Source organism: Adhaeribacter sp., from assembly GCF_057359045.1.
Genome location: NZ_JBMQUD010000098.1, coordinates 22,667 through 48,356, shown reverse-complemented (window position 1 = coordinate 48,356; position 25,690 = coordinate 22,667). Strand labels below are relative to the sequence as shown.

The following is a 25,690-nucleotide window of genomic DNA, read 5'->3' as shown; positions in this document are numbered from 1 at the left end:
TATTAGAAGAGGCCGAAGCTTAAAAATAAGCGAATATTTTTTATTTGTGTGGGCGTTGGGTTTAAAGTTAAACACTTTAAACCCAACGCCTTTTTATTAGTGGCTACCAGAATTATTATCTGCACCAGGGCCATTGGTAACAACGTACGCCAGAGATTTTGGCTTACCAATAACTTTATACGGGCCATCACCTTTTAAAATAAAGGCGTATAATTTACGGTCGTTTAGTACGCGTAAAGCTTCTTTTATGCTGGTATCAGATTTAAACGAAGCTTCCATTTTACCGGTCTGGAAGTAGTAGCGCGATATAATTTCATTTTCCAGCACTTCTTTAATTTCTTCTTTGTACTGTACTAAATCATCTTTTTTGTTTTGCTGCATTTTGGCTTCTAAAGCGGCATATTCACTTTCTATATTTTCAAAATATTTCTCTTTTACCGCTAAATTTTTAAGCTCTTGCAAATTTCTTTCGCTCTTAGTGGTATAGCTATAATCGCGACCGGCTAAAAACTTTACAAAATCAGCATACTCGGCATCGCTCATTTTATAGTTACGGGCCGCCGGTAAAACGGGGTGGGTGCTGCGGTAATGCGTGGCGTAATCAAAATGCAGCATTTTATTTATTAAGCTATACGTTATATTGGCATGCTGCTTGGCCGGAGTATTAATATCTGGGTAAATACCGCTGCCATCGTATACCGAACGGCCGTGGCGGGTTTTATACTCGGTCATTAAAGAATCAGAAATACGGCTTACCGAACCATCAGCCTGGCGATGGGCATAGTCTAAGGCCTGGATACAGCGACCACTAGGTGTATAATATTTGGCAACAGTAACTTTAAGCAAGGAATTGTACGGCAAGTTTACGGTTTGTTGTACCAGCCCTTTACCATAAGTACGTTGTCCAATAATGGTACCACGATCTAAATCCTGAATAGCACCTGCCACAATCTCTGAGGCCGAAGCGGCACCTTTATCTACCAGCACCACCAGCGGAATTTTGGCATCCATGGGCGTAAAAACAGCTTTGTAAACTACCTCGCGGTCTTTAACCCTACCCTTTTGGGTTACTATTTCCTGGCCTTTTTCTACAAATAAATTTACAATATTTACCGACTCCTGCACAATACCGCCGCCATTGCCGCGCAAATCTAACACCAGGCTTTTTATATGGTGCTTACTTTTTAAGGTATGGAAAGCATCGCGTACTTCCTGGGCCGCATTTTCTAAAAACTTATCGAGCTTTATATAACCGGTGCTATCGTTTAATAAACCGTAATAAGGCACATTGTTAAAGTAAATAATTTCCCGAACTAAAGTTTTTTCGAGGGGTTTACTTTCGCCTTCGCGCTTTAAAACCAGGGTTACCGATGTGCCTTTTTGCCCTTTTAGCAGATCGGTGGCACTGTTGCTGTTTTTGCCCACTACCGATACGCCGTTTATCGCTAGTATTTCGTCGCCAGCCCGGATGTCGGATTTTTGGGCCGCAAAACCTTCGTAGGGTTCTGTAATAATTACTTTGCCTTCTTTATTGTTGTAAACCTCAGCACCAATACCCGCATATTGTTTACTCAGGTAATTCATTTTAAAATTTTCGAGCTCCGATTCGGGCACATACTCGGTATAAGGATCAAGTGAACCCAGCATGGCTTCAAGGCCGGTTTGCATTAAAACGGCCGGATCTACTTCATCGACGTAGTGGTTGTTTAGCTGCCGGTACACCGATGCAAATGTGTCGAGGTTTTTAGCTATCTCGAAATACCGATCGACAAAGCCAAACGTACCGCTTAAGCTTAACAGTAAAACAAGAGTAAGTAAATATTTTTTCCGCTTAGTAAAATCTCTCATGCTGGTAATCGTACAATAAAACCTTATATTAGGCTACTAATATATAAAGAAATATTATCTATTCGATTAAAAATAAAATAAATTTTAGATAAAATTTATTTAAAGGTAATTTTTGGGCAATCCACCCCTGTTTAGAAGCACTTTAGAGGGCTTTTTACCCAAAATTGCAAGAAAAAACCTTTAAAGTACTTATTAGTGCAGCAGTATATTTTTAATTCAAGTTTCTGTATAAATATCAGAATTAAACAAAACAACAATCTACCAATAACTATTAGTATACCTAAACACCTCTTTAAATGTTTATAATATAGTAAAGTAAATATTTAAATATTTTGTTATCTTTAAAACAGTGTTATTATACGCTAGTTTTCCAGAGACACCAAGCCATTTTCGCGGTAAGCCCAATCCAGGAACTCTGTTAGCACATCCATATTCCAATGCTCCAGGTAATACAAATTAATCCACCGTTGGGGTTGCGACTTGCTGTTTAACACCAAACGGTTGTACTTTTTCTCGTACGTTAAATCTGACCAAGGTATAAAAAACTTTTTCCGCTCAGATTTTTGTTTTAACGTAATACCCGTTTTGCTTACAACGCATTTTCCGAATTTCAGGGTTTTTTCGGCTTTTACCTCCGATATCATTTCGGTTAAAAGACGGTCGCCGATTCTTAACCAAACGCCATTGATTATTTCGTGGAATAATTTACTGAAGTAGGCATTATCTAATTTAAGATACGTCCGGAAAACAATATTTAACTGTGTAGCCGGAGTTTTTAAGTGCAATTGGTATTTACGCCCTACCGCAAACATGCCTACCTGCAGGCCCCGGAGGCCAAATCTAAAATGGGTAATATCGGCGAGCCGAATGGTATTTGGGCCTAGGGCAATTACTTCATCGTTCAGTAAAAGCAACTGCTTTTTTTCACCGAAAGAATAAAATTTAATTTCTTTATGAATGTAAGGTAAAGCCGGATGTTCCAAAGCTTGCTAAAATTGCCTGTAACTATTTATCGTATTTAAGCCCAAACGGTTTAGAAACTTATCGATAAAAATTTACTTTAACTACCCTAACTTTTATTAAATTCTAACCGGCCGGTTTTGGTAATTGCCCGATCTTATCAAAAGCTGATTTATTTGATGGGTAAAATAAACAAAAATATTACGAATAATGTGTAGCAGAAAAAGGCACCTAAAACTTGCCTTTTATTTACAAAGAATCTGGTAAGTAGTTTTGGGCGGTTCCTTTCTCGCCTTCCGGTGGACCGTAGAAAAGTACCCAAGTACTAAAATCGGGGGTAAACTGAATAAATTTGTGTTGTGCCCGCGCCGGTACAAATAAAAAATCGCCGGTTTGTACGGCAGTTGTTTCAGCTTCGAGCTTAAATATTGCCTGCCCCGAAGCAATCAAGTAAACCTCGTCGCGGGAATGAGGCATTTGCTTATCGGTTAAATGGGGTTTATACAACTCTACCGTTAAGGAACCATGCGTAAAAAAAGTAAGAAACGCTTTATTTGTTTGGGTAAGCTTTTGCAATGCCTGGGTAAATGCTACTTTGTGGTGCATACTGGTAGAATTACTTAATACTGCCTTCTGATATAAATATTGGATTTAAACTTTTAGTTTGAAGGTGACAATTTAGCCTTTGGCAAAATGGTAACCGGGCTAGCCGCAAAAAAAATTACACGTAATCATATTCGGCCTCGGCTAACTTCCGGTAGGATTTTAGTTTTTTTACAGCCGGAACGCCTTTTAGCAAAATTAAAACCATAAATATTTTTAAGAACAACCCCATGGTAGGATTACGCGTCATATCGGCGGCAAGCACTACGGTCAGAATACCATCCAGCACCAAGGAACCAATGGCCACATACAAGGCCACTACCGATAATTTTGCTTTAACCAAATATGCCAGCAGTAAATAAATAAAGCCCATTATTATACTTTCCAGGCCCAAACCCAAATTAACCAGCACGTCTAATTTGGTTAACTCGGCTACCAACCCCAAGCCAATATTTATGGCAATTAGGTAGTAAAATACGTGCATTACATTTTTGAGGCGTTGTTGCGGATCAGTATTGCTGCCGGCCAGCGGTACGCCATCGAGCAATATTTCGAGTTCCGGCTGAATACTCCATTTGCCTTTGAGTTGCACCGAAAGTACCCGGCCATCCGGTAAAACAAAAGAACGGCCTTCTTTTAATTCGGCTTTGGCTTCTACCTGACCAATTATTTGGTTGTTCTGGGAAATTACTAAGTTTTTAAGATTGTTGCCGTGGGCAACCTGGATAGATTCGCTGGCCTCTTTATTGAGGTAAAAGGTAAAAATGGGCATAGTAATTAAGTATAGGTTTTGTCGATAAATCAGGAAAATAAAAGGGGGCGTAAAAAAATTAGCTGAGCCTTATCTGATTAAACAGGAGGGCTCAGCTAATTACAATAAAAATTTAATATTATTAATATAACCTCCGGAAAAAATTACTTGCCTGCGTATATTTTCCGGAAGCATATACTTAGAACCAATATGCTGCTTTTTAAAAGCAGTTTAAGTTCTTTATTTGATTCTTAAAATTTTAAACTCAGTACGGCGGTTTAACTGATGTTCTTCTTCCGAACATTTTACGTTATCGGCGCATTTGTTTAGCAACTTCGATTCGCCGTAGCCTTTTGCGATCATGCGGTCCGGCGCAATTCCTTTCGAAATCATGTACTTAACCGCGGCTTCGGCTCTTAGTTGCGACAATAAATTATTATAGGCATTGGTATTGCGGCTATCGGTGTGGGAGCTTAACTCAATTTTAATAGTAGGGTTATCTTTTAAAGTTCTTACTAATTTGTCTAACTCTTCGGCAGCATCGGGCCGGATGTAATATTTATCTAAATCGTAGTAAATATTTTCCACAACAATGGGTTTGTTTAGGGTATTGCGGTTAAGTACCATACCCATTTTTACCATATCGAGGGTAGATTGGCAACTAGGCGCTACCGTTACCGAACGGGTTAAATAGCCTTCTTTTATACCTTTAACTGTATACGTTACGCCGTCCAGAATAGGGAAAGTAAAAAATCCTTTGGCATCGGAATAGGTGCTAACCGAAGTAGTATCGCCTTCTTTGTATAAGCGCAGCAACACTTTTTCTACGGGCACTTCGCGGTAAACCCCAGGCCGTACCTGTACTTTTTCAATGGTTTTACCCGCCAGATTACACGGTACGCGCACAAATTTAAAGGCATAAATATCGTCGGTACCATCGGTGGCTTCGCGGTTAGAACTTAGGTAACCGGCTTCGTTGGTTTTATCAAATAAAATTCCAAAATCGTCTTGCGAAGAGTTAAGCGGATATTTTAAGTTACGCACATTCTTCCAGGTGCTCATTGCGCCTTCGGCGGCATAAATATCCAGGCCGCCCATGCCACTGTGGCCTTCCGACGAGAAGTAAAAAGTACTGTCGGGTCCAAAAGTCGGGAACATTTCTTTACCGGGCGTATTAATGGTAGCTCCCAGATTTTCGGGTTTGCTCCAGGTACCATTGGCTTGTTTCTGGCTGAAATAAATATCAGTTTCGCCCAGACTACCGGGCATATCCGAAATAAAATATAAAATATTACCATCCGGCGACAAAGCCGGATGCCCTACTGAATATTCGGTTACTTTGTTGTAAGGAAAAGCCACCGGCTCCGACCATTTATCGTCTTTCTTTTCGGAAATAAATATTTCTAAACGATTGGTGTATTCGTTACCGGTCGGGAATTTAACCCAGCTAAACGGATCGGTGTTGGCTTTTTTGTTTTTGGCTTTAACCCGGTTTATACGGGTAAAATAAATTACGTCCTGGTTGGGCGAAAATACCGCCGATCCGTTCTGAAATTTATTATTCAGGGGTTCGGGCATTAACTCTGGTGCTTGCCAGCTAGTGTCGTTGCCTTTTACGAAGAATAATTTAAAATCGGGTTTTCCGGTCCAGCCCGATACTTCGTCTTTGGTTTTAGTAGCCGTTTGGCGGTTAGATGTAAATACTAAACCATCCTGGTAAACGGTGGGGCTAAAATCGGCGTTCTCTGAATTTAGCGCAGGCACTTTTGTTAACTCATACGACTCGGGCTTGGCTAACCATTGCTGGGCATTGGTACAGGCATCGGCCAGCGCCTGGGCAGTAACCGCGGCATCGGGTTGTTTCTGACCGTAGGCCTGGTACAATTGCTGGGCTTTGGTAAAATTACCGTTTTTGCGGGCGGCATCGGCATAATATTTAATCTGCTGCGGCGTGTGCTCCGGAAAAGCCAATACCTGGGCATACCAAAACTCGGCTTCTTTGGCATTGTTCATTAACCGGTAGCAATCGGCAATTTTGCTGCTAACGGCTAAAGAAGGTTGTCCGGCTTCAAAGGCTTTTTTGTAAACCTCTACCGCCCGAGCGTATTCAAATTTCTGATAAAGTACATCGGCCGCTTTAATATCTTTTTTCTGGGCCATGGTAGCGGTACCCATAAAAAGAATAAATATTACCACCGGCAGCGTGTAGCGCATCTTTCCTAAAATCATAACAATTGGTGGCATTATGTTAAAAATAGCGGATGGTAAGCGAACGGGAATCTTCTTTCTTAAAGAAATAGAACCCCACCGATACTTCGTGCGAGGAATAACTCCGCAAACTGGTCAGGGCAATATCGTGGGCATACCCGATTTTGATTTTTGGAGTTAAATAAATTTCGGTCATCAGCATCCAGGCATTGTTCATGCTCAGATCTTTATTTTCGTAAACCGGGCGGTTCTGGTATTTAACCCCCGTGCGGTAGCCGCCACCTAACCAAACCCGGTCGCCTACGAGTAAAAAGGCGTTTACATCCAGATTGGCAATACTTTTTAAATCGTCTTTCAACAATATGCTGGGCTTAAATTTAAACATATCGCTCAGGTCAAAAATATACCCGGTGGTAAAAAAGTAATGGCGGGTAGGTGTTACCATAAACTGGTTTTTAAAGCCAATCAGGTTAAAAGCCGATACTCCCATATAAAAGCGCTCGGTATTAAAAAACAAGCCGGCTTTGGCATCGGGCAAAGTAGCTACTTCGCGGTTAACCGGAATAAGTGGGTCGTAATCTTTGCTGTTGGGGTTAAGCATGGTGCCATCGGTGTAATATTGCGAAAAGCCACCGGCTAAACCCAGACCTAAGCGGGCATTCTCCCCTAATTTTACCCGAAAAGCGGCACTGGCGTAACCACTTTTCTGGCCCTGGGCGCCAATCTGGTCGTTTATCAGGTGCAATCCTAAACCAATTCTTTCCTGTAGTACCGCGCCATCTATGCTCAGGGTTTGGGTTTTCGGCGAGCCTTCCAGCCCTACCCATTGGTCGCGGTAAACACCGTTTACACTCAATATGCCTTTACTGCCGGCATAAGCCGGGTTGATAACCAAGCCATTGAATATGTACTGGCTGTAAAGGGAACTCTGCTGCGCTGTTGCCTGGTAACCCACCAGCAACAGCCACACGAGTAAAAGTTTTTTCATATACTTTAAATTCTTTGCTTGTATTTTTTAGTTCTGTCGTATTAGCGCATGATCATTACATATCCTTTGTAAGTCCGGAAAGCGCCGTCGCATTCTTTCACGTTCAGGATATAAAAGTAGGTTCCGGCACTTAGTTCTCCTCCGGTCCAGGTGTTCTGGTAATTTTGGGTCCGGTAAACCTCGTTGCCCCACCGGTTGAAAACAGTCAGGTTATTTTCGGAATAATTTTCGAGGTTAGCGATTTCCCATTTATCGTTTACGCCATCGCCGTTTGGCGAGAAAACATTGGCTACGGTTAAAGCTACATTGGCTTTGCCCGGTTCTACCGCCAAGGTGGTAGGCAAACTGTTACAACTGGCCGTATTGGTTATCACGGATAAAGTACCACCACTTGCCCCCGCCGGAGCGGCTACCGTAATATTGGTTGTGCCCTGACCAGAAGTAATGCTCCAACCGGTTGGCACGGTCCAGGTATAGCCCGTTACCCCTTCTACTGGATTGATAGTGTAAGCCAAAACACCGCAAGGTTTGCTCAGGTCTTTAATTCGCGATGGGCCGGCTGGAGCAGCATTTAAGATTGCCTCGAGCTTACTGGGCAAGCTTACCGCGCAGCTATTAGCGGCCGTTACCGTAATCGTACCGGCATTTTTACCAGCCGTTACCGTTATTTTATTTGTATTCTGGCCGCTTTCAATTACCCATCCGGTTGGTACGGTCCAGGTGTAAGTAGTGGCACCGGCTACTGGCTCAATGGTATAAACCAGGCTCTTGGTATCAGCACACACTACCGGCTCGCCCGTAATACTTCCAATTTCTACTGCATCGTTTTCTGATGGAAAAACACTTAAACTACTGGCCTCGCTTTCGCCGCAACCATTTATGGCTTTTACCGATACGCTACCAGCTGTTTCGCCGGCCGTAACCGTAATACTGGTAGTTCCCTGTCCATCGGTAATAATCCAGTCGGCGGGTACAACCCAGGTGTAAGAGGTGGCGGTATTAACCGGGTCGATAGAATACGTGATATTTGTTTGTCCGACACAAGCCAGAACCTGGGTAGTCCGGATGCGGCCCGGAGCTGGCGATGGTGTAGTAGACGATGTAACCGCCAAAGCATTGGCCACGCTATTGCCGCAAGAGTTGCTGGCGGTTACCGATACATTACCCGATGACTGACCTACGGTTACCGTTATGGCATTAGTACCCTGACCAGCATCAATTTTCCAGTCGCTTGGTACGGTCCAGGTATATGATATGGGGTCGGTATCGGATGTAACCCGGTTTACCCGGTAGATAACTGCATTATTACCGGCACACAAAGCCGTTGGGCCCACAATATTCTGCGGTTTGGCGGGTACATTATTTACCGTAACAGCCAGGGCCTGGGCCGCACTAAGGCCGCAACCATTACCGGAAGCAACAGTTATATTACCGGAAGTGCTACCAACTTTTACTTTAACGGCCGTTGTGCCTTGTCCGGAAATAATAGCCCAGCCGGTTGGTACAGTCCAGTTGTAGGTAGTAGCGCCATTTACCGCCGCAATACTGTACTGAATTTCTGTCTCGTTTTCGCAATGCGGTGTGGTTCCGGTAATGGCTACCGGCACGGGCGGCACTGAACCGGTAACGGCTACCGGCAATATACTACCGGCACCAATACCGCAACCATTTTCTGAAATTACCGAGATAGTGCCAGGGCTGCTGCTGGCGGTAACCGTAATACTAGTGGTACCCTGACCGGCTGTAATTACCCAGCCGCTTGGCACCGACCAAATATAAGTAGAGGCATTCTCGACAGGACTAATAGAGTAGGTTAAGTTAGCCACCCCCGCACATACGTTATTATTGCCAGTAATATTGCCGGGTGCTCCGGGTATGGCTGTTCCGGGCGTAACATTTAAGGAAGCTGCCGTACTGTTGCCGCAGTCATTTACCGCTTTAACCGAAATAGTACCTTTACCGGGGCCCGCCGCTACGGTTATAGAAGTAGTACCGGCGCCCGCAGTTATGGTCCAGTCAGCGGGAACCGTCCAGGCGTAAGATACGGCACCCGGTACCGGTGCTATGCTGTAAGTATTTCCGGTACTGCCCGAACAAGGTATACTGTTACCGGTTATAGCAATTGGTGCTGCCGCAATAGAACCCGGCACTACCGCCAGGGAAGTAGCCGCACTAGCGCCGCAATTATTAAAAGAAATAAGGGTAATATTGCCTTCGGTGCTGCCAGCGGTAACGGTAATGGTGTTGGTGCCCTGGCCAGCGGTAATATTCCAACCGGTGGGTACAGTCCAGTTATAAGTAGTAGCGCCAGCTACAGGTTCTACAGAATAAGTAAGCCCGGTTTGGCCCGCACAAACATTTAAACTGCTGCCCGTAATAGCTCCCGGCACGGCTGGGGCCATAGTAGTGGGTGCTACCGGTATTTCGCGGGCAGCACTGGTACCACAATTATTGGTAGCTTTTACCGTAATAACCCCAGGTGTACTGCCGGCTGCTACTACAATGGCATTGGTGCCCTGACCACTGGTAATGGTCCAACCGGCGGGTACGGTCCAGGTGTAAGCCGTTGCGCCCGTTACTGCGGCTACGGAATACGTAATGCCGGTTTGCGAAGCACATAAATTGGTGTTACCAGAAATACTGGCCGGTGTAGCCGGTGCAACTGAACTTACATTAACCGCCAGGGTTTTGGCCGTACTGTTACCGCAGTTGTTACGGGCAGCTACCGAAATTTCGCCGGGCTGCGTACCTGCCATTACAGTAATAGCAGTAGTACCTTGTCCCGATACAATACTCCAACCCGTAGGCACCGACCAAATGTAAGAAATAGCATTGGCAACGCCCGCAATAGAATAGGTTAAATTATTTTGTCCGGCACAAGGAACGGCGGTACCGGTTATAGCAATTGGCGTTACCGGCACACTGGTTACCGGCGTAACATTTAACTCGCTCGCGGCACTGGTACCACAACCATTTACCGCAGCTACCGAAATTTTACCGGGTGTACTACCGGCCGTTACCGAAATAGCTGTTGTTCCTTGCCCACTGATAATGGTCCAACCGGCCGGTACAACCCAGGCGTAACTGGTAGCCCGGTTTACCGGCGCAATAGAATATGTAAGATTGGTTTCGCCGGAGCAAGGTTGTAACTGGCTGCCAGTAATGGCACCGGGTGCCGGCGATGGCGCTGTAGAAGCTACTACCGCTAAAGTTGCTACGTTGCTGTTACCACAATTATTAGTAGATGCTACTGTAACTTCACCAGAACCGCTACCAATGGTTACATTAATGGTAGTAGTGCCTTGTCCACCGGTTATTTGCCAACCGGCCGGCACGGTCCAGGTATAACCCAAAGCGCCCGTTACGGCAGCTACCGAAAAGGATACATTGGTTTCGCCTAAACAAGGATTATCCTTACCCGTAATTTTTAAGGGTTCTGCCGGTACGGTGGTGCTGGGGGTTACGGCCTGGGTTAAAGGAGCACTACTACCGCAACTGTTTACCGCTACCACGGCAATATTGCCACTAGTACTTCCGGCATTTACTTTTATAGCAGTTGTTCCCTGGCCTTCGGTAATCGCCCAGCCGGCCGGTACGGTCCAGGTATAAGAGGTAGCACCGCTAACGGCCGCAATTGAATACGCTAAACTGGTTTGGCCAGCACAAGGTTGGCTGGTAGTACCGGTAATAGCCAGGGGGCTTTCGGGTTTATTTAAAGGCGCAACCGGAAAAGTACGGGTAGCACTGGCCCCACAATCGTTGAAAGCTGTAACAGTAATATTACCCGAGCTGTTGCCCGCCGTAACTTTAATAGTAGTAGTACCCTGGCCTTCGGTAATCGTCCAGCCGTTAGGAACCGTCCAGGTGTAACTAGCCGTACCAGATGCTGCCTCAACGGTATACGTGTTGCCGGAACTGGTAACGCAAGGGGCCGCCAGTCCGGTTATGTTACCCGGTGGTGTATTGGTAATAGATCTTACGGGCAAAATAGTAGCTGTACTTACCCCGCAACCGTTGGCGGCTGTTACCGAAATATTACCGGCCGAAGTACCGGCTATAACGGTTATGGTATTGGTACCCTGTCCGCCGGTTAAAGTCCAGCCGGAAGGAACCGTCCAGGAGTAAGTATTAACAGCATTGCCACCCGAAACAGTATAAGTAGCGCTAACCCCAATACACGGCGACGTATTACCTGTAATGGTAGTAGGTGGCGGCGGCGGCGCTGTAGAAGTTGTTACGGCCAGGGTACGCGCCGGGCTAGAACCACAGCCATTTACCGCAGCCACGGCAATATTTCCGGCCGAAGTACCGGCATTTACGGTTATAGAAGTTGTTCCCTGCCCACTGGTAATTACCCAGCCGGCCGGTACGGTCCAGGCATACGAAGAAGCTTCTGCTACCGGATCAATGCTGTACGTATTATTAGACTGATTTGCACAAACGTTTACCGAAGCCGGATTGCCCCGGATTGGGCCAGGCATAACGGGCGGCGTAAGCGAAGCCTGAATATCTTTTTTACTGATGGAGCTCACCGCACAAACGTTTTCGGCGGTTACGGTTATTTGTCCGCCTAAACTCCCTGCGGTTACCGTAATGGTAGGTGTATTTTGTCCGCCGGTAATGGTCCAGCCGGTAGGTACCGTCCAGTTATAAGAACGGGCACCATCAATGGGCGTAATACTAAAAGTATTATTGGAGCTGTTAACACAAACCGAAACCGGTCCTGAAATTGCGCCGGGGTCGGCGGGCGCCACGCAAACATCTACCGTAGCTTTATTGTTTTCAATAATTTCGTCGAAACCGTCGCCGGCAATGGTAGCGTTATTAACGATAAAATCCGAAGAACTGCTGGTAATCCGGGTTACAATGGTAAGGGTTTCGGTAGCGCCATTGGCCAGATTTATTACCCACAGAGAGGTGGCGGGGTCGTAGCTGGAGGTGGTAGCCTGCGAGCTTACGTACGTTAAACCCGGCGGCAATATGTCGTTCACCCGTACATTGGTTCTATCCAGCGGGCCCAGGTTACGGGCAGTAATCGTAAAAGTAATATTTTCCCCAACTGAGTATAAATCTGGACCTTTTACACCAGGACTCTTGGCTTTGGTAACCGCTAAATCGGTAGGAATGGTAATAATATTATTCGTCAGGGTTACAGTACCGGTCCGCGACATTAAGCGGCCCTGAATGGTCCCACCGGTCATCATGGTAATATTCTGATTAGCCATAATGGTACCGCGGAAATAACTTCCGGCACCAATGCTCACGTTACCGGCTACCTGCCAGAAAATATTATTTATCCGGGGCTTGGCCGTTTCTACAAAATTAACCGCCGCACCGGCAGTCGTGGTAAAATCACCGCTTACCTGAAAGATAAAAACCGCATCAGGATTCCCGTCGTTGTCTAATACCAGGGTGCCATTCAGGCTGGCGGTACCGTTAAATCTATATACGCCCGGCTTCAGGGTTTTACCACTTAAATTCTGACCCGATAAATCCTGGGTAGCCGCCTGACCGGCTGCCGTGTTGTAAGCAGCGGTTAATTGGGTTTGCGCGGCAGCAGCGGTAGCGTTGTTCCGGTGCGTGGCTCCCCGGATAGTGCCGGGCGGGAAACCAATTAAAGTATTACCGGGCGAAGTTCCTAAATTACCATCTACCTCGGTACTACCCGAGTTGTTCACACCAGTTCCGGCCAAAACCGTAAAACTGGCCGCCGTACCCAAAGCAGGTTTAACCTGGGCTATGCCAGAGATGGAAAAACAAGAAAACACTATCAGATAAAGTATAATTTTTTTCATCCGATATCTATTAAAATTTAAAACAATATTGCGCTCTCACACCAAGCACCAGTTTAGTTAAGTACAATTTTTACTGATGCCAAATATCCGAAAATAAAATTATATTTACCAAGCCCCCTGCAACAATTTATTAAAGTTCAGCGTAGAAGTACATTTTTTTATTTTAAAGTATAATTCTATTATTTAGCCCTATATCTCGCCTAAACAATAATCAAATTAATAAAATTATAGTACAACAATTAGTATAGTTATCTATATTAAATTTGTCTAATATTTACGATTGATTTAATTAATTCAATATTGTAAATCTTAAACAAAAGCATATCCCCGGACAAAAAACCAGACAAAGTTCAAAATAGACAAAAAATACAAATTCTTCTTTTAACCCAAACCGTACTTATTTTTAATAAGCCCAGGTAAAAAGCTATCAGGCGCAAGACTGTTGTAATGAATAAATTTAAGGCGAGAAAAAGATGAGGTGTTTGCTTGCCGCATCTGAACTTAACTTACCGAGATCCGGAAAACCAGCAGACAATATTTGATTCACAATCAGGATATTACTTAAGCAGAACAGGTGAAAATATTGTTTCAACCTATTAATAAACCAAAATAGAAAGGGCAACTTATGAGCGCTTGTTTCCTGAACAAAGCAAGTATTACTTACAGGAGCAAATTACTTTAATAGATATTATTTAAACTTACTTCAGAAGGTTTTGCCTGGCAACGCAAGATAAAAGAATTTAAACCGTTCGCTGGCTGGTAATTAAACCATCGCCCCTGTTTACCGGATTGGACCATATTTCAGCTTTAAAATTATTGCTTTTGCTTTAACAACACAAACCCTACCACAACAAGTACTTATGCCAGCCAGACAATATAAATAAGTTACAGACCTGTAGCCCGACAACCAAAAATACATGACAAGGACATAAGAATAGCAGGTTACTATTTATTCGTCTAAAGCCTGGAGCAGCGGCGCCACAATGGGGTAAGCGTATTTTTTCTTGATTTGAATATCTTTGCCTTCGGCGTAGTCGTTTACCATTCCTTGCGGAAAAAGCAGGTTAGCCGCATTTTCGCCGTACTCTTCTATTAACTGCAGCCGTAAGGGCATAATCCGGCTTTTGCGGCGCTCTGCTTCTTCGCGGGTAACCAGGTAATCGGGGCGGCGCGGGCGAGGCGGCCTTTCGTGCGGAATATTTAATTCTTCTGCCCGTTGCTGGGCTTGCCGGTAAGCATCAATAAAACTTTTATAGTGTGCGTGGTCTTTTATGCGCCCCATGAGGCCTTTGGTATTTTGCCATTCCCGGAATTCGGTTACCGGATACAAAATCAGATTTATAAGCACTTCGTTTGGAATAACAGAGCCCGCCGGTTTATTTAGCTTAATCGCCAGGGTTTCCCGAAAATCGTACAAGTGCTTTAAAATAAATAATTCAAAAGAATTCAGGCGATCGGCACCGCGTAGTTTGCTATACCGCTCAGTTTGATCTTTCTGCTCTATTTGCTCCAGTAGGTAACATTCTTCTTTTAACCAATCCTGGCGGTTTAATCTATCCACTTCGACCAGTAGCCGGTCTTTCAGGGCATGCAGGTAAACCACATCGGCGGCCGCATATTGCAATTGCTCGGTCACCAAAGGCCTAAGATTCCAGTTGCTCACCTGGTAAGATTTATCAATTTCCACCTCAAAGAGTACCGCCATCATGTTGGCAAAAGAAGTACGGCCGTAATTAAGTACTTTGGCAGCTATTTCGGTATCCAGAATACTACGGGGCTGGCAGCCTAACTTTTTAAGCAATAAAATATCGTTGCTGGCGCTATGAAATATTTTTACTACCGTTGGGTCTTCTATTATTTTCCAGAGCGGCTTTAGGGTCGTAATTTTAAAAGGATCCAGCAAAAAGCACGTATCGGCATCGGCCACCTGAATCAGGCACAAGGTTAAGCCGTAAGTATAACGGTTATCGTCGAATTCTAAATCTAAGGCCAGGGTTTTAGCCTGGGCCAATTGGTTAATAGCAGCCTCAAAACTGGCATCATCGGCAATATATTTAACCTCATACCCATTTAAGGCGCCTACTGCTTGTATCATGTATTAAAAATAATAGGGAATTTAAAAGTAATAAAAAGGTATTAAAAGAAATTAAGCCCAAAGTACCCACCGGTTTATTTTTTACTAACTGCAAAAGCCACACTTCATTTAATTTTAAATGAGCATGCCCCGGCCACTTATTTCAGAACACCTTCTAATACTTCCCAAACGTTTTTAGCTAATATTTTGTGGCCCTGGGCCGTCGGGTGAATACCATCGCCTAAGTTTAGTTCGCGCACCCCACCTACTCCCTCGAGCAGAAAAGGTACAAAAGCCATGTTGTTTTTGGTAGCAATTTGCCGGAAAATCACCCTAAAATCGGCGGCGTATTTACCTCCCATATTGGGCGGAATTTCCATACCCAGTAATACCAGTTTAGCATCGGGGTATTTGGCTTTTACCTTATCAATAATAATTTGTAAGTTTTTAGCTGTTTCGGTAACCGGTATACCGCGCAAGCCATCGTTTGCACCCAGTTCCAGGACAAATACATCGATTTGTTGCCGCAATAACCAATCTATCCGGTTTTTCCCGCCAGCGGTAGTTTCGCCACTCAAGCCGGCGTTTATAGATTTATAGGGTAAATTTAAAGAATCTATTTTCTCCTGAATTAAGGCCGGGAAAGCTTCGGCGGGGTCTAACTGGTAGCCGGCCGTAAGGCTATTCCCAAAAAAAAGAATGTTTTTCATCGCTTGTTTCTCTGAAACTTCCGGTTTGTCTTGGTCGGCAGCAGCGGTTTCTGCTTTACCGCTGGTATTATTGCTGTTGCAGCCAACCAGCCCTAATACGAGAAAGAACCAACTATATATAATATTTTTAAGCATATTTACCTTTAAAAGTGTTTTATTAAAACCCTGTGGTATTTAAACAAGGTATAGTGATTTTGGGTTTACCTGTATAAAATAAATCTTTAACGAAAGAGTTTATTCTTTTAGAACAAATCTTTACGGGCGGGCAATATACTGGAATCTGTCCTATAAATTAATAGCTGTGGCAACAATCTTAAATATACATAACCTGGGTAAAACGTACCAGAGCGGAGGCAAAAGTTTAACGGTACTGGATAATATTAACTTTGCCATTCCGGAAGGCGCTACGGTATCCATTGTGGGCCCTTCGGGGAGCGGCAAAACTACCTTACTGGGCCTTTGCGCCGGCTTGGATCGGGCTAGCTCCGGCTCCGTAGAGTTAAATAATATCCGGTTAGATAAACTTAGCGAAGACGAACGCGCACAGGTACGCAACCGGTACGTGGGCTTTATTTTTCAGAATTTTCAGTTACTTCCCACGCTTACCGCCCTCGAGAATGTAATGGTTCCGCTGGAATTACGCGGTGAGAAAAGCAGCAAAAAACAAGCTTTGGAATTATTAGATAAAGTAGGGCTGGCCCACCGGCACCACCATTATCCGGCGCAGCTCTCGGGCGGCGAGCAGCAACGCGTATCGCTGGCCCGAGCTTTTTCTAACCGTCCCCGCATTTTATTTGCCGATGAACCTACCGGTAACCTGGATGCTGAAACTGGCGAAAAAGTAGAAAAATTGCTTTTTGATTTAAACCGCGACGCCGGCACCACTTTGGTACTGGTAACCCACGATTTAGACTTAGCCTCTAAAACCCAGCGCATAATCCGCATTAAAGGCGGCCACATTGTATCTGACGAACCCGTGAACCGGGAACAAGTAACCGTGAGCGGTTAGCGACTACTATAATTTTAAGTAAAGGAATGTTATTCTATTCCATAAAAAATAACAACCAACAATTAACAACCATCAACAAAATTCATAATCGATTTTCGATAATTCGAACAACGATTAACGAACAACGAATAACATAAAAATGGATATTGACCGTAGTATTTTCCGGACGCCTTTAAATTTGCCCTGGCTGTTAAAAATGGCCTGGCGCGATAGCCGCCGTAACCGGTCGCGGCTGTTTTTATTTGTGTCGTCGATTATTCTGGGAATTGCCGCTTTGGTTGCTATTTATTCGTTTGGGTACAACCTCCGCGACGACATTGATAACCAGGCCAAAACATTATTAGGTGCCGATTTGGTAATCAGCAGCAACCAGGCACCTACGCCAGCAGTACAAAAAATGCTCGATTCGCTTAGCACCACGCGGTCACAGGAACGCAACTTTGCCTCAATGCTGACCTTTAGCCGTACCGGCGATACCCGTCTGGTACAAATACGCGCTTTAGCCGGTGGTTTCCCGTATTACGGCGACATAGAAACAACACCCGTTAGTGCGAGTAAAAGCTTCCGCCAGGACCGCCAGGTATTGGTTGATAAAACCCTGATGCTGCAATACAACGCCCGAATCGGTGATTCGGTTAAAGTGGGGAATCTAAATTTTGCTATTGCGGGAATTTTAAACAAAGCGCCCGGCCAAACCGGCCTTTCCAGCACAGTGGCCCCGGCAGTATATATTCCGCTCCAATATTTAGAAAAAACCGGTCTTATTCAGAAAGGCAGCCGGGTCAACTACAAATTTTACTACCAATATCCGCCCGGCAAAGACGTAGAACAACTTGCCAAACGCCTGGAGCCGCGCCTAGATAAAGAAGGCCTGAATGCCGATACCATTGCCTCAAGTAAAGAAAGTACCGGCCGTTCTTTTGCTGACCTAACCCGCTTTTTAACCTTAGTGGCTTTTATTGCTTTGCTTTTGGGGTGTATAGGCGTAGCCAGTGCCATTCATATTTACATGCGCGAAAAAGTTGCCAGCATTGCGGTATTGCGTTGTTTAGGCGTACAAACAAAACAAGCTTTTCTAATTTATTTAATCCAGATTGTTACGATTGGGCTGATAGGATCAGTAATAGGCGCTATTTTGGGCACCTTGGTGCAACGGGCTTTACCAGCCGTATTACAAGACTTTTTACCCATCGAAATAACCATGGCAGTTTCCTGGGCGGCAATTGGGCAGGGTATTGCGTTGGGCGTAATTATATCGTTGTTGTTTGCCTTATTACCCTTGGTATCGGTCCGGAATATTTCGCCGCTAAACACGTTGCGGCTTTCTTTAGAAGATACTAAACTAAACCGCGACCCGTGGCAATGGGCAGTTTACGGCTTAATTATATTATTTATTTTAAGCTTTAGTTTGCTGCAAATGGAAACCTGGCGGCAGGCCGTATTTTTTACCGGCGGGGTTTTGCTGGGCTTTGTAGTTTTAGCGGCCGTAGCTTACGGATTGATGGCTTTGGTCCGCCGACTAATTCCGTCCTCGTGGGGTTATTTATGGCGGCAAGGCTTTGCCAATTTATATCGCCCCAATAACCAAACGTTAATTTTATTAGTGTCTATTGGTTTGGGTACGGCATTTATTTCTACGCTTTATTTTACGCAGGGCATTTTAATTAACCAGGTAAGTTTATCATCGAGCGGCAACCAACCCAACATGGTTTTGTTTGATATTCAGACAAACCAACGCGCACAAGTAGCCCAACTGGCGCAGCAAAACCAACTTCCACTGCTGCAACAGGTACCTATTGTAACCATGCGTTTAGAAGAAATAAACGGAAAATCGGGTTTAGAATATAAAAAAGATTCAACGGCTAAAATTCGGCCTTGGGTATTTAACCGCGAGTACCGCGTTACGTACCGCGATACGCTTACCGAATCAGAAAAAATTATTTCGGGCAAATGGCGCGGCAAAGTAAGTTCGCCTAACGACACCATTTACATTTCTATTTCTGATAATTATGCTGAAAACTTGGAAGCTAAAATTGGAGATAGGTTACTTTTTAATGTACAGGGTGCGCTTATTCCTACGGTTGTGGGTAGTATCCGGAAAGTAGACTGGCGGCGGGTACAAACTAATTTTTTGGTGGTATTTCCGGAAGGCATATTAGAAGCAGCACCGCAGTTTCACGTGCTGGTTACCCGGGTTCCGTCTAACCAGGTATCGGCTAAGTTCCAGCAAACGCTGGTTCGGCAATTTCCCAATGTTTCGGTTATAGACTTAGCTTTAATTCTAACCACTTTAGACGAAATATTAAGCAAAATAGCCTTTGTAATTAAATTTATGGCCGCTTTTTGCATTAGTACCGGTTTGGTGGTATTAATTGCCTCAGTGCTGATAAGCAAGTACCAGCGCATTCAGGAAAGTGTACTGCTCCGAACGCTGGGTGCAAACCGCCGGCAAATTTTAACCATAACCGCGCTGGAATATTTTTTCCTGGGAGCTTTAGCAGCGGCTACCGGCATTATTTTATCTATAGTTGCCAGTTGGGCACTTGCCAAATATTCTTTCGAGGCACCCTTCAATCCGCAGCTTGGTCCGGCTTTGGTTGTGTTTGCCATTGTATCGCTGCTAACCGTAATTATCGGACTACTCAATAGCCGCAGTGTACTAAGCAAATCGCCGTTAGAAATTCTACGGTCCGAAGTTTAACCGTAGCTTGCCGATTATAAAATATAACTTAATAAGCGTAGTTGCTATTCCATAAGCGGCAAACTAAATAAACAAGGTATTAATTTCGGACAACAACTGACGTGAGTTGAAAGGCTTGGGCAAATAAGAATTAGCCCCCAGCAGCAGGCACTTTGACGCTTCGGTAACCGCCGACCGGCAAGACACCACAATAATCGGAATATTGCTTTTACGGCCCATTTTGGAGCGGATGTAAGTAGTGGCCTCGTAGCCATCCATTACCGGCATCTCCAAATCCATTAATATCAAATCATACTCATTCTCGTCCAGTTTATTTATTGCCGCTTGTCCGTTCTCGGCAATATCTAATGCAAAACCAAAATCACTCGTCACTTTCCTAACCAAATACTGGTTGTAAGCATCATCTTCTGCCAGAAGAATTTTAAGCTTATCCATACAAATAATGTTAATAATTCATTTACACTCGAAAGGTAAATAAAAGAAATTTACTATATACAATTTTATTAAAAAATTACAAAAAGTACTTTATTAAAATACATACGCATATTTTAACTAATTTTACATTTATAATTTTTAATACTTTTATACTAATTAATAAAATTCAATTAAACCAACAAGTAAAATCCGAAATAACACGCATTTAAAGCCCCTGGAAGTACATTTTATGTATAACATAGTTTTAGCCCAATTATTTAAATCCTATATATTTAATAAATATATTATATTATATATTATTACTATTTATATACATTTTAAAAATAGTACAACTTTATTACTTATGCCATATATATTTAATTATATTATTATATCTTATAAATCTGTATAAACCCTACCTGATACTTAAATATAACTACCCTTAAAAAGAATATTACCGACTTTCACAAAATTGCTGACTGTCCGGAAATAAGCTACGCAAAACAGGAGGTCTATAAAAAAATAAAGCCCAAAAAAAAGGCAGCTCCTGGTGTAAAGAAAAGCTGTCCTTTTTATTGGGCTTGGCTACCTGCTTACAGGCAATTATTTAAATAATAAAGTGGTAAAACTCCGGCCTATCGTTTATGTATTCGCAATTAAAGTTACGGTCAGCCATGCGTTTTACCAAGGCCTGAAAATCATCGCGGTTTTTCAGCTCAATGCCTACCAAGGCCGGACCTTTTTCGCGGCTGTTCTTCTTGGTGTATTCAAAGTGCGTAATGTCATCGGTAGGGCCCAGAATATCGTTTACAAACTCTTTCAGAGCGCCGGCACGTTGCGGGAAGTTTACAATAAAATAATGCTTCAGCCCTTCGTATAACAACGAACGTTCTTTTATTTCTTCGGTACGGGTTATATCGTTGTTGCCGCCACTTACCACACATACCACGTTTTTGCCCTTTATTTCGTCTTTAAAATAATCTAAAGCCGAGATAGATAAAGCGCCGGCTGGTTCGGCTACAATGGCTTCTTCGTTGTAAAGCTGCAGAATGGTGGTGCATATTTTACCTTCCGGTATGGTTAGCATTTCATCCAGGTTTTCGCGGCAAATTTGGAAAGTTAAGTCACCCACCGATTTTACCGCGGCACCATCCACAAATTTATCGATTTGCTCCAGGGTTACTTTATGGCCCGCTTCCAGCGATTTTTTCATAGAAGGGGCGCCCTCGGGCTCTGCTCCTACTATTTTGGTAGCGGGGCTCATCTCTTTAAAATAACTGGAAACGCCCGCTGCCAGGCCGCCGCCGCCCACCGGCAGAATCAATAAATCAATGGGTTCTTTCATGTCGGCCAGTATTTCTACGCCTACAGTTGCCTGGCCCTCAATACCTTTAGGATTGTCGAAAGGATGAATAAAAGAAGTCTGGAGCTGCTCCGAAAACTTAAGGGCCTCGAAGTAACAATCATCAAAAGTATCGCCTACCAAAACTACTTCTACGTGTTCGCGGCCAAATAATTGTACTTGCTTAATTTTTTGGTTAGGCGTAGTTATGGGCATAAAAATATGGCCCGGAATACCCATTTTATGGCAAGAATAAGCCACCCCTTGCGCATGATTACCGGCACTGGCACACACCACGCCATTTATTAACTGCTCCGGCGACAAGCTTTGCATAATATTATAAGCGCCTCGCAATTTATACGAACGTACTACCTGCAAATCTTCCCGTTTCAGGTAAATATTGGCCCCATACCGCTCCGATAAATTCATGCTCCGGATAAGTGGGGTACGCACAACTACTCCTTTTAATCTTTCTTCGGCAGCTTGTATTCCTTCTACACTTACTAAACGCTTTACCGCTGCCTGCGCTACTTCTGACATTTTATTACCTGTTTATACAAGCTAAAAGGCCACAGTTACAGAATTGTTATTTATTTCTGTTACTGTGGCCTCATAACTATAAGTTTAAATTAATTAGTTGTTTTGCGGACGTAACTTACGCACTTGCGCGCCGGCTTGCCACATTTCTGAATCGCGCAGTTCTTTTAACTCAGCGTCCAGTTTTTCGCGGTAATCAGGCTGGCTGTTGGTATCGATAGAGCGTTGGGCTTCCTGGCCGGTAGCTACGCTGTCGTACAGGTCTTCAAATACGGGAGCAACCGCATCACGGAATTTGTTTTTCCAGTCTAAAGCACCGCGTTGCGCCGTGGTAGAGCAATTGGCGTACATCCAGTCCATACCGTTTTCAGCAACTAACAAAATTAAGCTTTCGGTTAATTCTTCTACGGTTTCGTTGAAAGACTCAGAAGGCGAGTGACCGCGTTTGCGCAGCAGGTTGTATTGTGCTTCCAGGATACCGGCTAAAGCACCCATTAAGGTACCACGCTCGCCAGTTAAATCAGAATATACTTCTTTTTTGAAATCGGTTTCGAATAAATAACCAGAACCAACGCCAATACCCAAAGCCACTACTTTATCGCGGGCCTGGCCAGAAGCATCCTGGTAAATGGCGAAGCTGGAGTTAAGGCCTTTTCCTTCCAGGAACATCCGGCGTAAGCTGGTACCAGAACCTTTAGGAGCTACCAGAATAACATCAACATCTTTAGGCGGCACAATACCGGTGCGCTCGCTGAAAGTAACGCCGAAACCATGAGAGAAATAAAGGGTTTTACCTGGTTTTAAGGCTTTTTGTACCATAGGCCAAGCCGAAATCTGGCCGGCATCTGATAACAAGAACTGTAAAATGGTACCACGCTCGCAAGCCTCTTCCAGTTCGAACAAAGTTTCACCTTCTACCCAACCATCTTTCAGGGCTTTTTCCCAGGTTTTAGAATCTTTCCGCTGACCAACAATTACGTTAAAGCCGTTATCGCGCAGGTTTAACGCCTGGCCGGGACCTTGAACGCCGTAACCTAATACTGCAATTACTTCATTTTTGAGTACTTCCCGCGCTTTTTCGAGGGGGAATTCTTCACGGGTTACTACGTTTTCTTCTGTTCCGCCGAAGTTGATTTTTGCCATTGTTTTATTATTTATTATTATTTAAAAGGTAATATTTATTAAAGTTAAGCCACTAATTCTAAGCTTATTAGTTGGCAGTAGTTGTTTTGATAGCTTAACCGGCTTTGGGTTATACATGGGCCTCGGCCTGCTCGCGCAGGTAAGTACTCAGGTCTTTCATGTGTTTGGTAATAGCTACCCGGCCGGAACGGGAAAACTGGAGAATACCAAAAGGCTTTAATTGTTCGAACAACTCCCGGGTTTCTTCCAGGTGGCCGGTTTTTTCAATAATAATGTATTGCGGATCTACCGTTAAAATACGCGCATGACTGTCGCGCACAATTTTTTCTACTTCGTGGCCACTTATTAAAGAGGTCATGGGTATTTTATACAGGGCCATTTCCTGGAAAACAGTTTCTTCTTCGCGATAAAAAGAAGCCCGCAACACATCTACTTGTTTGGCGATTTGTTTTACCAGTTTTTCGACCTGCTCGTAGCGGGCCCGGATAATAATGGTATACCGGTAAACGCCCGGCACTTCCGACTCTGAGGCGGTAAGGCTTTCGATATTTATATGCCGCCGGGTAAAAATAATAATGATGCGATTTAGCAGACCTACTCTATTTTCGGTAAAGGCAAATATGGTATAATTTTGTTCTTCTGAATCGGCGTAATTTGGTATTGAATCCATTGCTGCATTTTTTATTGCTGCGGCCAGAGGCGGAATATTATTTTATTTCTTTTAATATTCCTCGCCTGGCTGTAAGTATTATTTTTTAAGTTAACTGCTTAATAAACCAACTAGTCTAACCGGATATTGGCTACTGAATCGCCGGCCGGAACCATCGGGAAAACGTTTTCTTCTTTCTCCACTACTACTTCCAACAAGTAAGGGCCTTCGTGATCCAGCATTTGTTTTATCTGCGCCGCCAAATCAGTCCGTTCGGTTACTTTGCTGCCGGCTATGCCATAGGCTTTGGCAATTCCCACAAAATCGGGGTTTACCATTTCGGTAAACGAGTACCGTTTCTGGTGGAACAATTGCTGCCACTGCCGCACCATGCCCAAAAAATTATTGTTCAGGATTACTATTTTTACGCCAATCTGGTACTGGAAAATACAGCCTAATTCCTGAATGGTCATCTGGAAACCACCGTCGCCGATAATGGCAATTACCTGCCGGTGCGGCGCGCCTACTTTGGCGCCCATAGCTGCCGGTAAACAGAAGCCCATGGTACCTAAGCCACCTGAGGTAATATTACTGCGGATTTCCTTAAAGTTGTAATAACGCATGCCCATCATCTGGTGCTGCCCTACGTCGGTAACCACCACCGCCTTGCCGTCGGTCAGTTCCGAGATCAGGCGTACAGCCTCGCCCATTTGCAAGCCTGGCGTGTTCGGGTAAAGCTTTTCCCGGATAACTTTATCAAACTCTATTTTATAACATTCGAAAAAACTTTGTACCCATTCGGTATGGTCCCGCTTTTCTAGCAGCGGCATTAGGGCCAATAGGGCTTCCCGGGCATCGGCGTTCACAGCCACATCGGCGCGCACGTTTTTATTTATTTCGGCGGCATCAATCTCAATATGAATAATTTTGGCTTGCTTGGCATACCGTTTTAAATCGCCGGTTACCCGGTCGTCGAAACGCATGCCAATGGCAATAAGTACATCGCACTCGTTCGTTTTTACATTAGGGCCGTAGTTGCCGTGCATACCCAGCATACCTACGTTGAGCGGGTGCTCGGTAGGTAAACCCGATAAGCCCAATATAGTCCAGGCGGCCGGCAAACCAGCTTTCTCGATAAATTCTTTAAATTCTTTTTCGGCCCGCGATAAAAGCACACCTTGTCCCCAGATTACAAAAGGTTTTTTAGCCTGGTTAATTAACGCGGCGGCGGCTTCTACTTCGGCAATTTTTAACTTAGGAACCGGAATGTAGCTGGAAATTTTTTTCCACTTTTTGTAATCAAACTCAAAAGTGGCATTCTGAGCATCTTTGGTAATATCAATCAATACCGGACCGGGCCGGCCAGAGGTAGCAATGTAAAAAGCTTTGGCAATGGCTTCCGGAATTTCTTCGGCACGGGTTACCTGGTAGCTCCATTTGGTTACCGGCATGGTTACGCCCAGAACGTCCGTTTCCTGGAAAGCATCGGTACCCAATAAATGCGAAAATACTTGCCCGGTTATACAAATCATGGGCGTAGAATCTATTTGGGCATCGGCAATACCGGTAATTAAATTAGTAGCACCAGGGCCGGAGGTGGCAAAACAAACACCCGGTCGGCCGGTAATACGGGCATAACCCTGAGCCGCGTGGGCGCCACCTTGCTCGTGCCGCACCAAATAATGCTTCAGCTGGTCGTTAAAATCATATAGTGCATCGTAAATGGGCATAATTGCGCCCCCCGGGTAGCCAAATACGGTGTCTACCCCTTCTTCCAACAACGAGAGTAATACGCCTTGGGCGCCGGTAACCAACGTCTTTTTTGGTGCTGGCTTCAGTTCCTTTTCTTTGATCTCTACTGCTACACTCATGACTTTTAACCTTAGGTTTTACTTTAATAACCCTTTTGCAAAGATAATTATTCCCCGCAAGGGTTTTATTTTTTCTTTATATACTGA

At 44.2% G+C, this 25,690-nt stretch carries 16 protein-coding genes; 2 read left to right on the top strand and 14 right to left on the bottom strand.

The genetic code is table 11. The features are described from left to right. Positions 1-96 precede the first annotated feature (96 nt). The 9 genes from ACO1R6_RS15350 to ACO1R6_RS15310 all read right to left on the bottom strand — a co-directional run bounded on the left by ACO1R6_RS15350 (position 97) and on the right by ACO1R6_RS15310 (position 16,072). Positions 97-1,848, bottom strand: a complete 1,752-nt coding sequence (locus tag ACO1R6_RS15350; protein ID WP_486265819.1) for a S41 family peptidase — start codon at positions 1,846-1,848, stop codon at positions 97-99. A gap of 362 nt (positions 1,849-2,210) precedes the next feature. After that, the gene (locus ACO1R6_RS15345) at positions 2,211-2,831 is read right to left on the bottom strand and encodes a hypothetical protein (RefSeq protein WP_486265817.1); all 621 of its coding nucleotides are present in this window, start codon (positions 2,829-2,831) and stop codon (positions 2,211-2,213) included. Positions 2,832-3,057: 226 nt separating this feature from the next. After that, positions 3,058-3,414 carry a cupin domain-containing protein gene (locus tag ACO1R6_RS15340; protein ID WP_486265816.1) on the bottom strand — a complete coding sequence of 119 codons (357 nt, stop codon included), beginning with the start codon at positions 3,412-3,414 and terminating at the stop codon, positions 3,058-3,060. A gap of 115 nt (positions 3,415-3,529) precedes the next feature. Next, a complete protein-coding gene (locus ACO1R6_RS15335) occupies positions 3,530-4,183 on the bottom strand; it encodes a hypothetical protein (RefSeq protein WP_486265815.1) in 654 nt (217 codons plus the stop codon). 219 nt (positions 4,184-4,402) lie between these two features. Continuing rightward, positions 4,403-6,391 (bottom strand): OmpA family protein, encoded by a 1,989-nt coding sequence (locus ACO1R6_RS15330; protein ID WP_486265814.1) that lies wholly within the window; start codon positions 6,389-6,391, stop codon positions 4,403-4,405. A 19-nt stretch (positions 6,392-6,410) separates the two neighbouring features. Beyond that, positions 6,411-7,358, bottom strand: coding sequence for a PorP/SprF family type IX secretion system membrane protein (locus tag ACO1R6_RS15325; RefSeq protein WP_486265813.1), 948 nt, complete (start codon positions 7,356-7,358; stop codon positions 6,411-6,413). Between the two features lie 41 nt (positions 7,359-7,399). Continuing rightward, positions 7,400-13,153, bottom strand: coding sequence for an ice-binding family protein (locus tag ACO1R6_RS15320; protein WP_486265812.1), 5,754 nt, complete (start codon positions 13,151-13,153; stop codon positions 7,400-7,402). Between the two features lie 949 nt (positions 13,154-14,102). Continuing rightward, complete coding sequence (locus ACO1R6_RS15315; protein WP_486265810.1) at positions 14,103-15,248, bottom strand: ribonuclease D; 1,146 nt, start codon at positions 15,246-15,248, stop codon at positions 14,103-14,105. A 137-nt stretch (positions 15,249-15,385) separates the two neighbouring features. Continuing rightward, positions 15,386-16,072, bottom strand: coding sequence for an arylesterase (locus ACO1R6_RS15310; RefSeq protein WP_486265808.1), 687 nt, complete (start codon positions 16,070-16,072; stop codon positions 15,386-15,388). Between the two features lie 166 nt (positions 16,073-16,238). Between ACO1R6_RS15310 and ACO1R6_RS15305 the strand changes: the two genes are divergently transcribed. Then, positions 16,239-16,946: an ABC transporter ATP-binding protein gene (locus tag ACO1R6_RS15305; RefSeq protein ID WP_486265807.1), complete on the top strand. Its 708-nt coding sequence runs from the start codon at positions 16,239-16,241 to the stop codon at positions 16,944-16,946. A gap of 139 nt (positions 16,947-17,085) precedes the next feature. After that, positions 17,086-19,647 carry an ABC transporter permease gene (locus ACO1R6_RS15300; protein ID WP_486265806.1) on the top strand — a complete coding sequence of 854 codons (2,562 nt, stop codon included), beginning with the start codon at positions 17,086-17,088 and terminating at the stop codon, positions 19,645-19,647. 63 nt (positions 19,648-19,710) lie between these two features. Here ACO1R6_RS15300 and ACO1R6_RS15295 read toward each other — a convergent pair whose 3' ends face one another. The 5 genes from ACO1R6_RS15295 to ilvB form a co-directional block, all read right to left on the bottom strand. Beyond that, entirely contained in the window at positions 19,711-20,082 is a 372-nt protein-coding gene (locus ACO1R6_RS15295; RefSeq protein ID WP_486265804.1) for a response regulator, read from the bottom strand. Between the two features lie 586 nt (positions 20,083-20,668). Continuing rightward, a complete protein-coding gene (ilvA, locus tag ACO1R6_RS15290; RefSeq protein ID WP_486265803.1) occupies positions 20,669-21,943 on the bottom strand; it encodes a threonine ammonia-lyase IlvA in 1,275 nt (424 codons plus the stop codon). A gap of 93 nt (positions 21,944-22,036) precedes the next feature. Beyond that, positions 22,037-23,083, bottom strand: coding sequence for a ketol-acid reductoisomerase (gene ilvC, locus ACO1R6_RS15285; protein ID WP_486265802.1), 1,047 nt, complete (start codon positions 23,081-23,083; stop codon positions 22,037-22,039). Positions 23,084-23,192: 109 nt separating this feature from the next. After that, entirely contained in the window at positions 23,193-23,753 is a 561-nt protein-coding gene (gene ilvN, locus ACO1R6_RS15280) for an acetolactate synthase small subunit (RefSeq protein WP_486265801.1), read from the bottom strand. 110 nt (positions 23,754-23,863) lie between these two features. Next, positions 23,864-25,603, bottom strand: coding sequence for a biosynthetic-type acetolactate synthase large subunit (gene ilvB, locus ACO1R6_RS15275; protein WP_486265799.1), 1,740 nt, complete (start codon positions 25,601-25,603; stop codon positions 23,864-23,866). Between the last annotated feature and the right edge of the window lie 87 nt (positions 25,604-25,690).

Excerpts from the sequence above, each read along its gene's own strand:
- ACO1R6_RS15350 (WP_486265819.1), bottom strand. The coding sequence starts at position 1,848 with ATGAGAGATTTTACTAAGCGGAAAAAATATTTACTTACTCTTGTTTTA.
- ACO1R6_RS15340 (WP_486265816.1), bottom strand. The coding sequence starts at position 3,414 with ATGCACCACAAAGTAGCATTTACCCAGGCATTGCAAAAGCTTACCCAA.
- ACO1R6_RS15335 (WP_486265815.1), bottom strand. The coding sequence starts at position 4,183 with ATGCCCATTTTTACCTTTTACCTCAATAAAGAGGCCAGCGAATCTATC.
- ACO1R6_RS15330 (WP_486265814.1), bottom strand. The coding sequence starts at position 6,391 with ATGATTTTAGGAAAGATGCGCTACACGCTGCCGGTGGTAATATTTATT.
- ACO1R6_RS15325 (WP_486265813.1), bottom strand. The coding sequence starts at position 7,358 with ATGAAAAAACTTTTACTCGTGTGGCTGTTGCTGGTGGGTTACCAGGCA.
- ACO1R6_RS15320 (WP_486265812.1), bottom strand. The coding sequence starts at position 13,153 with ATGAAAAAAATTATACTTTATCTGATAGTGTTTTCTTGTTTTTCCATC.
- ACO1R6_RS15315 (WP_486265810.1), bottom strand. The coding sequence starts at position 15,248 with ATGATACAAGCAGTAGGCGCCTTAAATGGGTATGAGGTTAAATATATT.
- ACO1R6_RS15310 (WP_486265808.1), bottom strand. The coding sequence starts at position 16,072 with ATGCTTAAAAATATTATATATAGTTGGTTCTTTCTCGTATTAGGGCTG.
- ACO1R6_RS15300 (WP_486265806.1), top strand. The coding sequence starts at position 17,086 with ATGGATATTGACCGTAGTATTTTCCGGACGCCTTTAAATTTGCCCTGG.
- ACO1R6_RS15295 (WP_486265804.1), bottom strand. The coding sequence starts at position 20,082 with ATGGATAAGCTTAAAATTCTTCTGGCAGAAGATGATGCTTACAACCAG.
- ilvA (WP_486265803.1), bottom strand. The coding sequence starts at position 21,943 with ATGTCAGAAGTAGCGCAGGCAGCGGTAAAGCGTTTAGTAAGTGTAGAA.
- ilvC (WP_486265802.1), bottom strand. The coding sequence starts at position 23,083 with ATGGCAAAAATCAACTTCGGCGGAACAGAAGAAAACGTAGTAACCCGT.
- ilvN (WP_486265801.1), bottom strand. The coding sequence starts at position 23,753 with ATGGATTCAATACCAAATTACGCCGATTCAGAAGAACAAAATTATACC.
- ilvB (WP_486265799.1), bottom strand. The coding sequence starts at position 25,603 with ATGAGTGTAGCAGTAGAGATCAAAGAAAAGGAACTGAAGCCAGCACCA.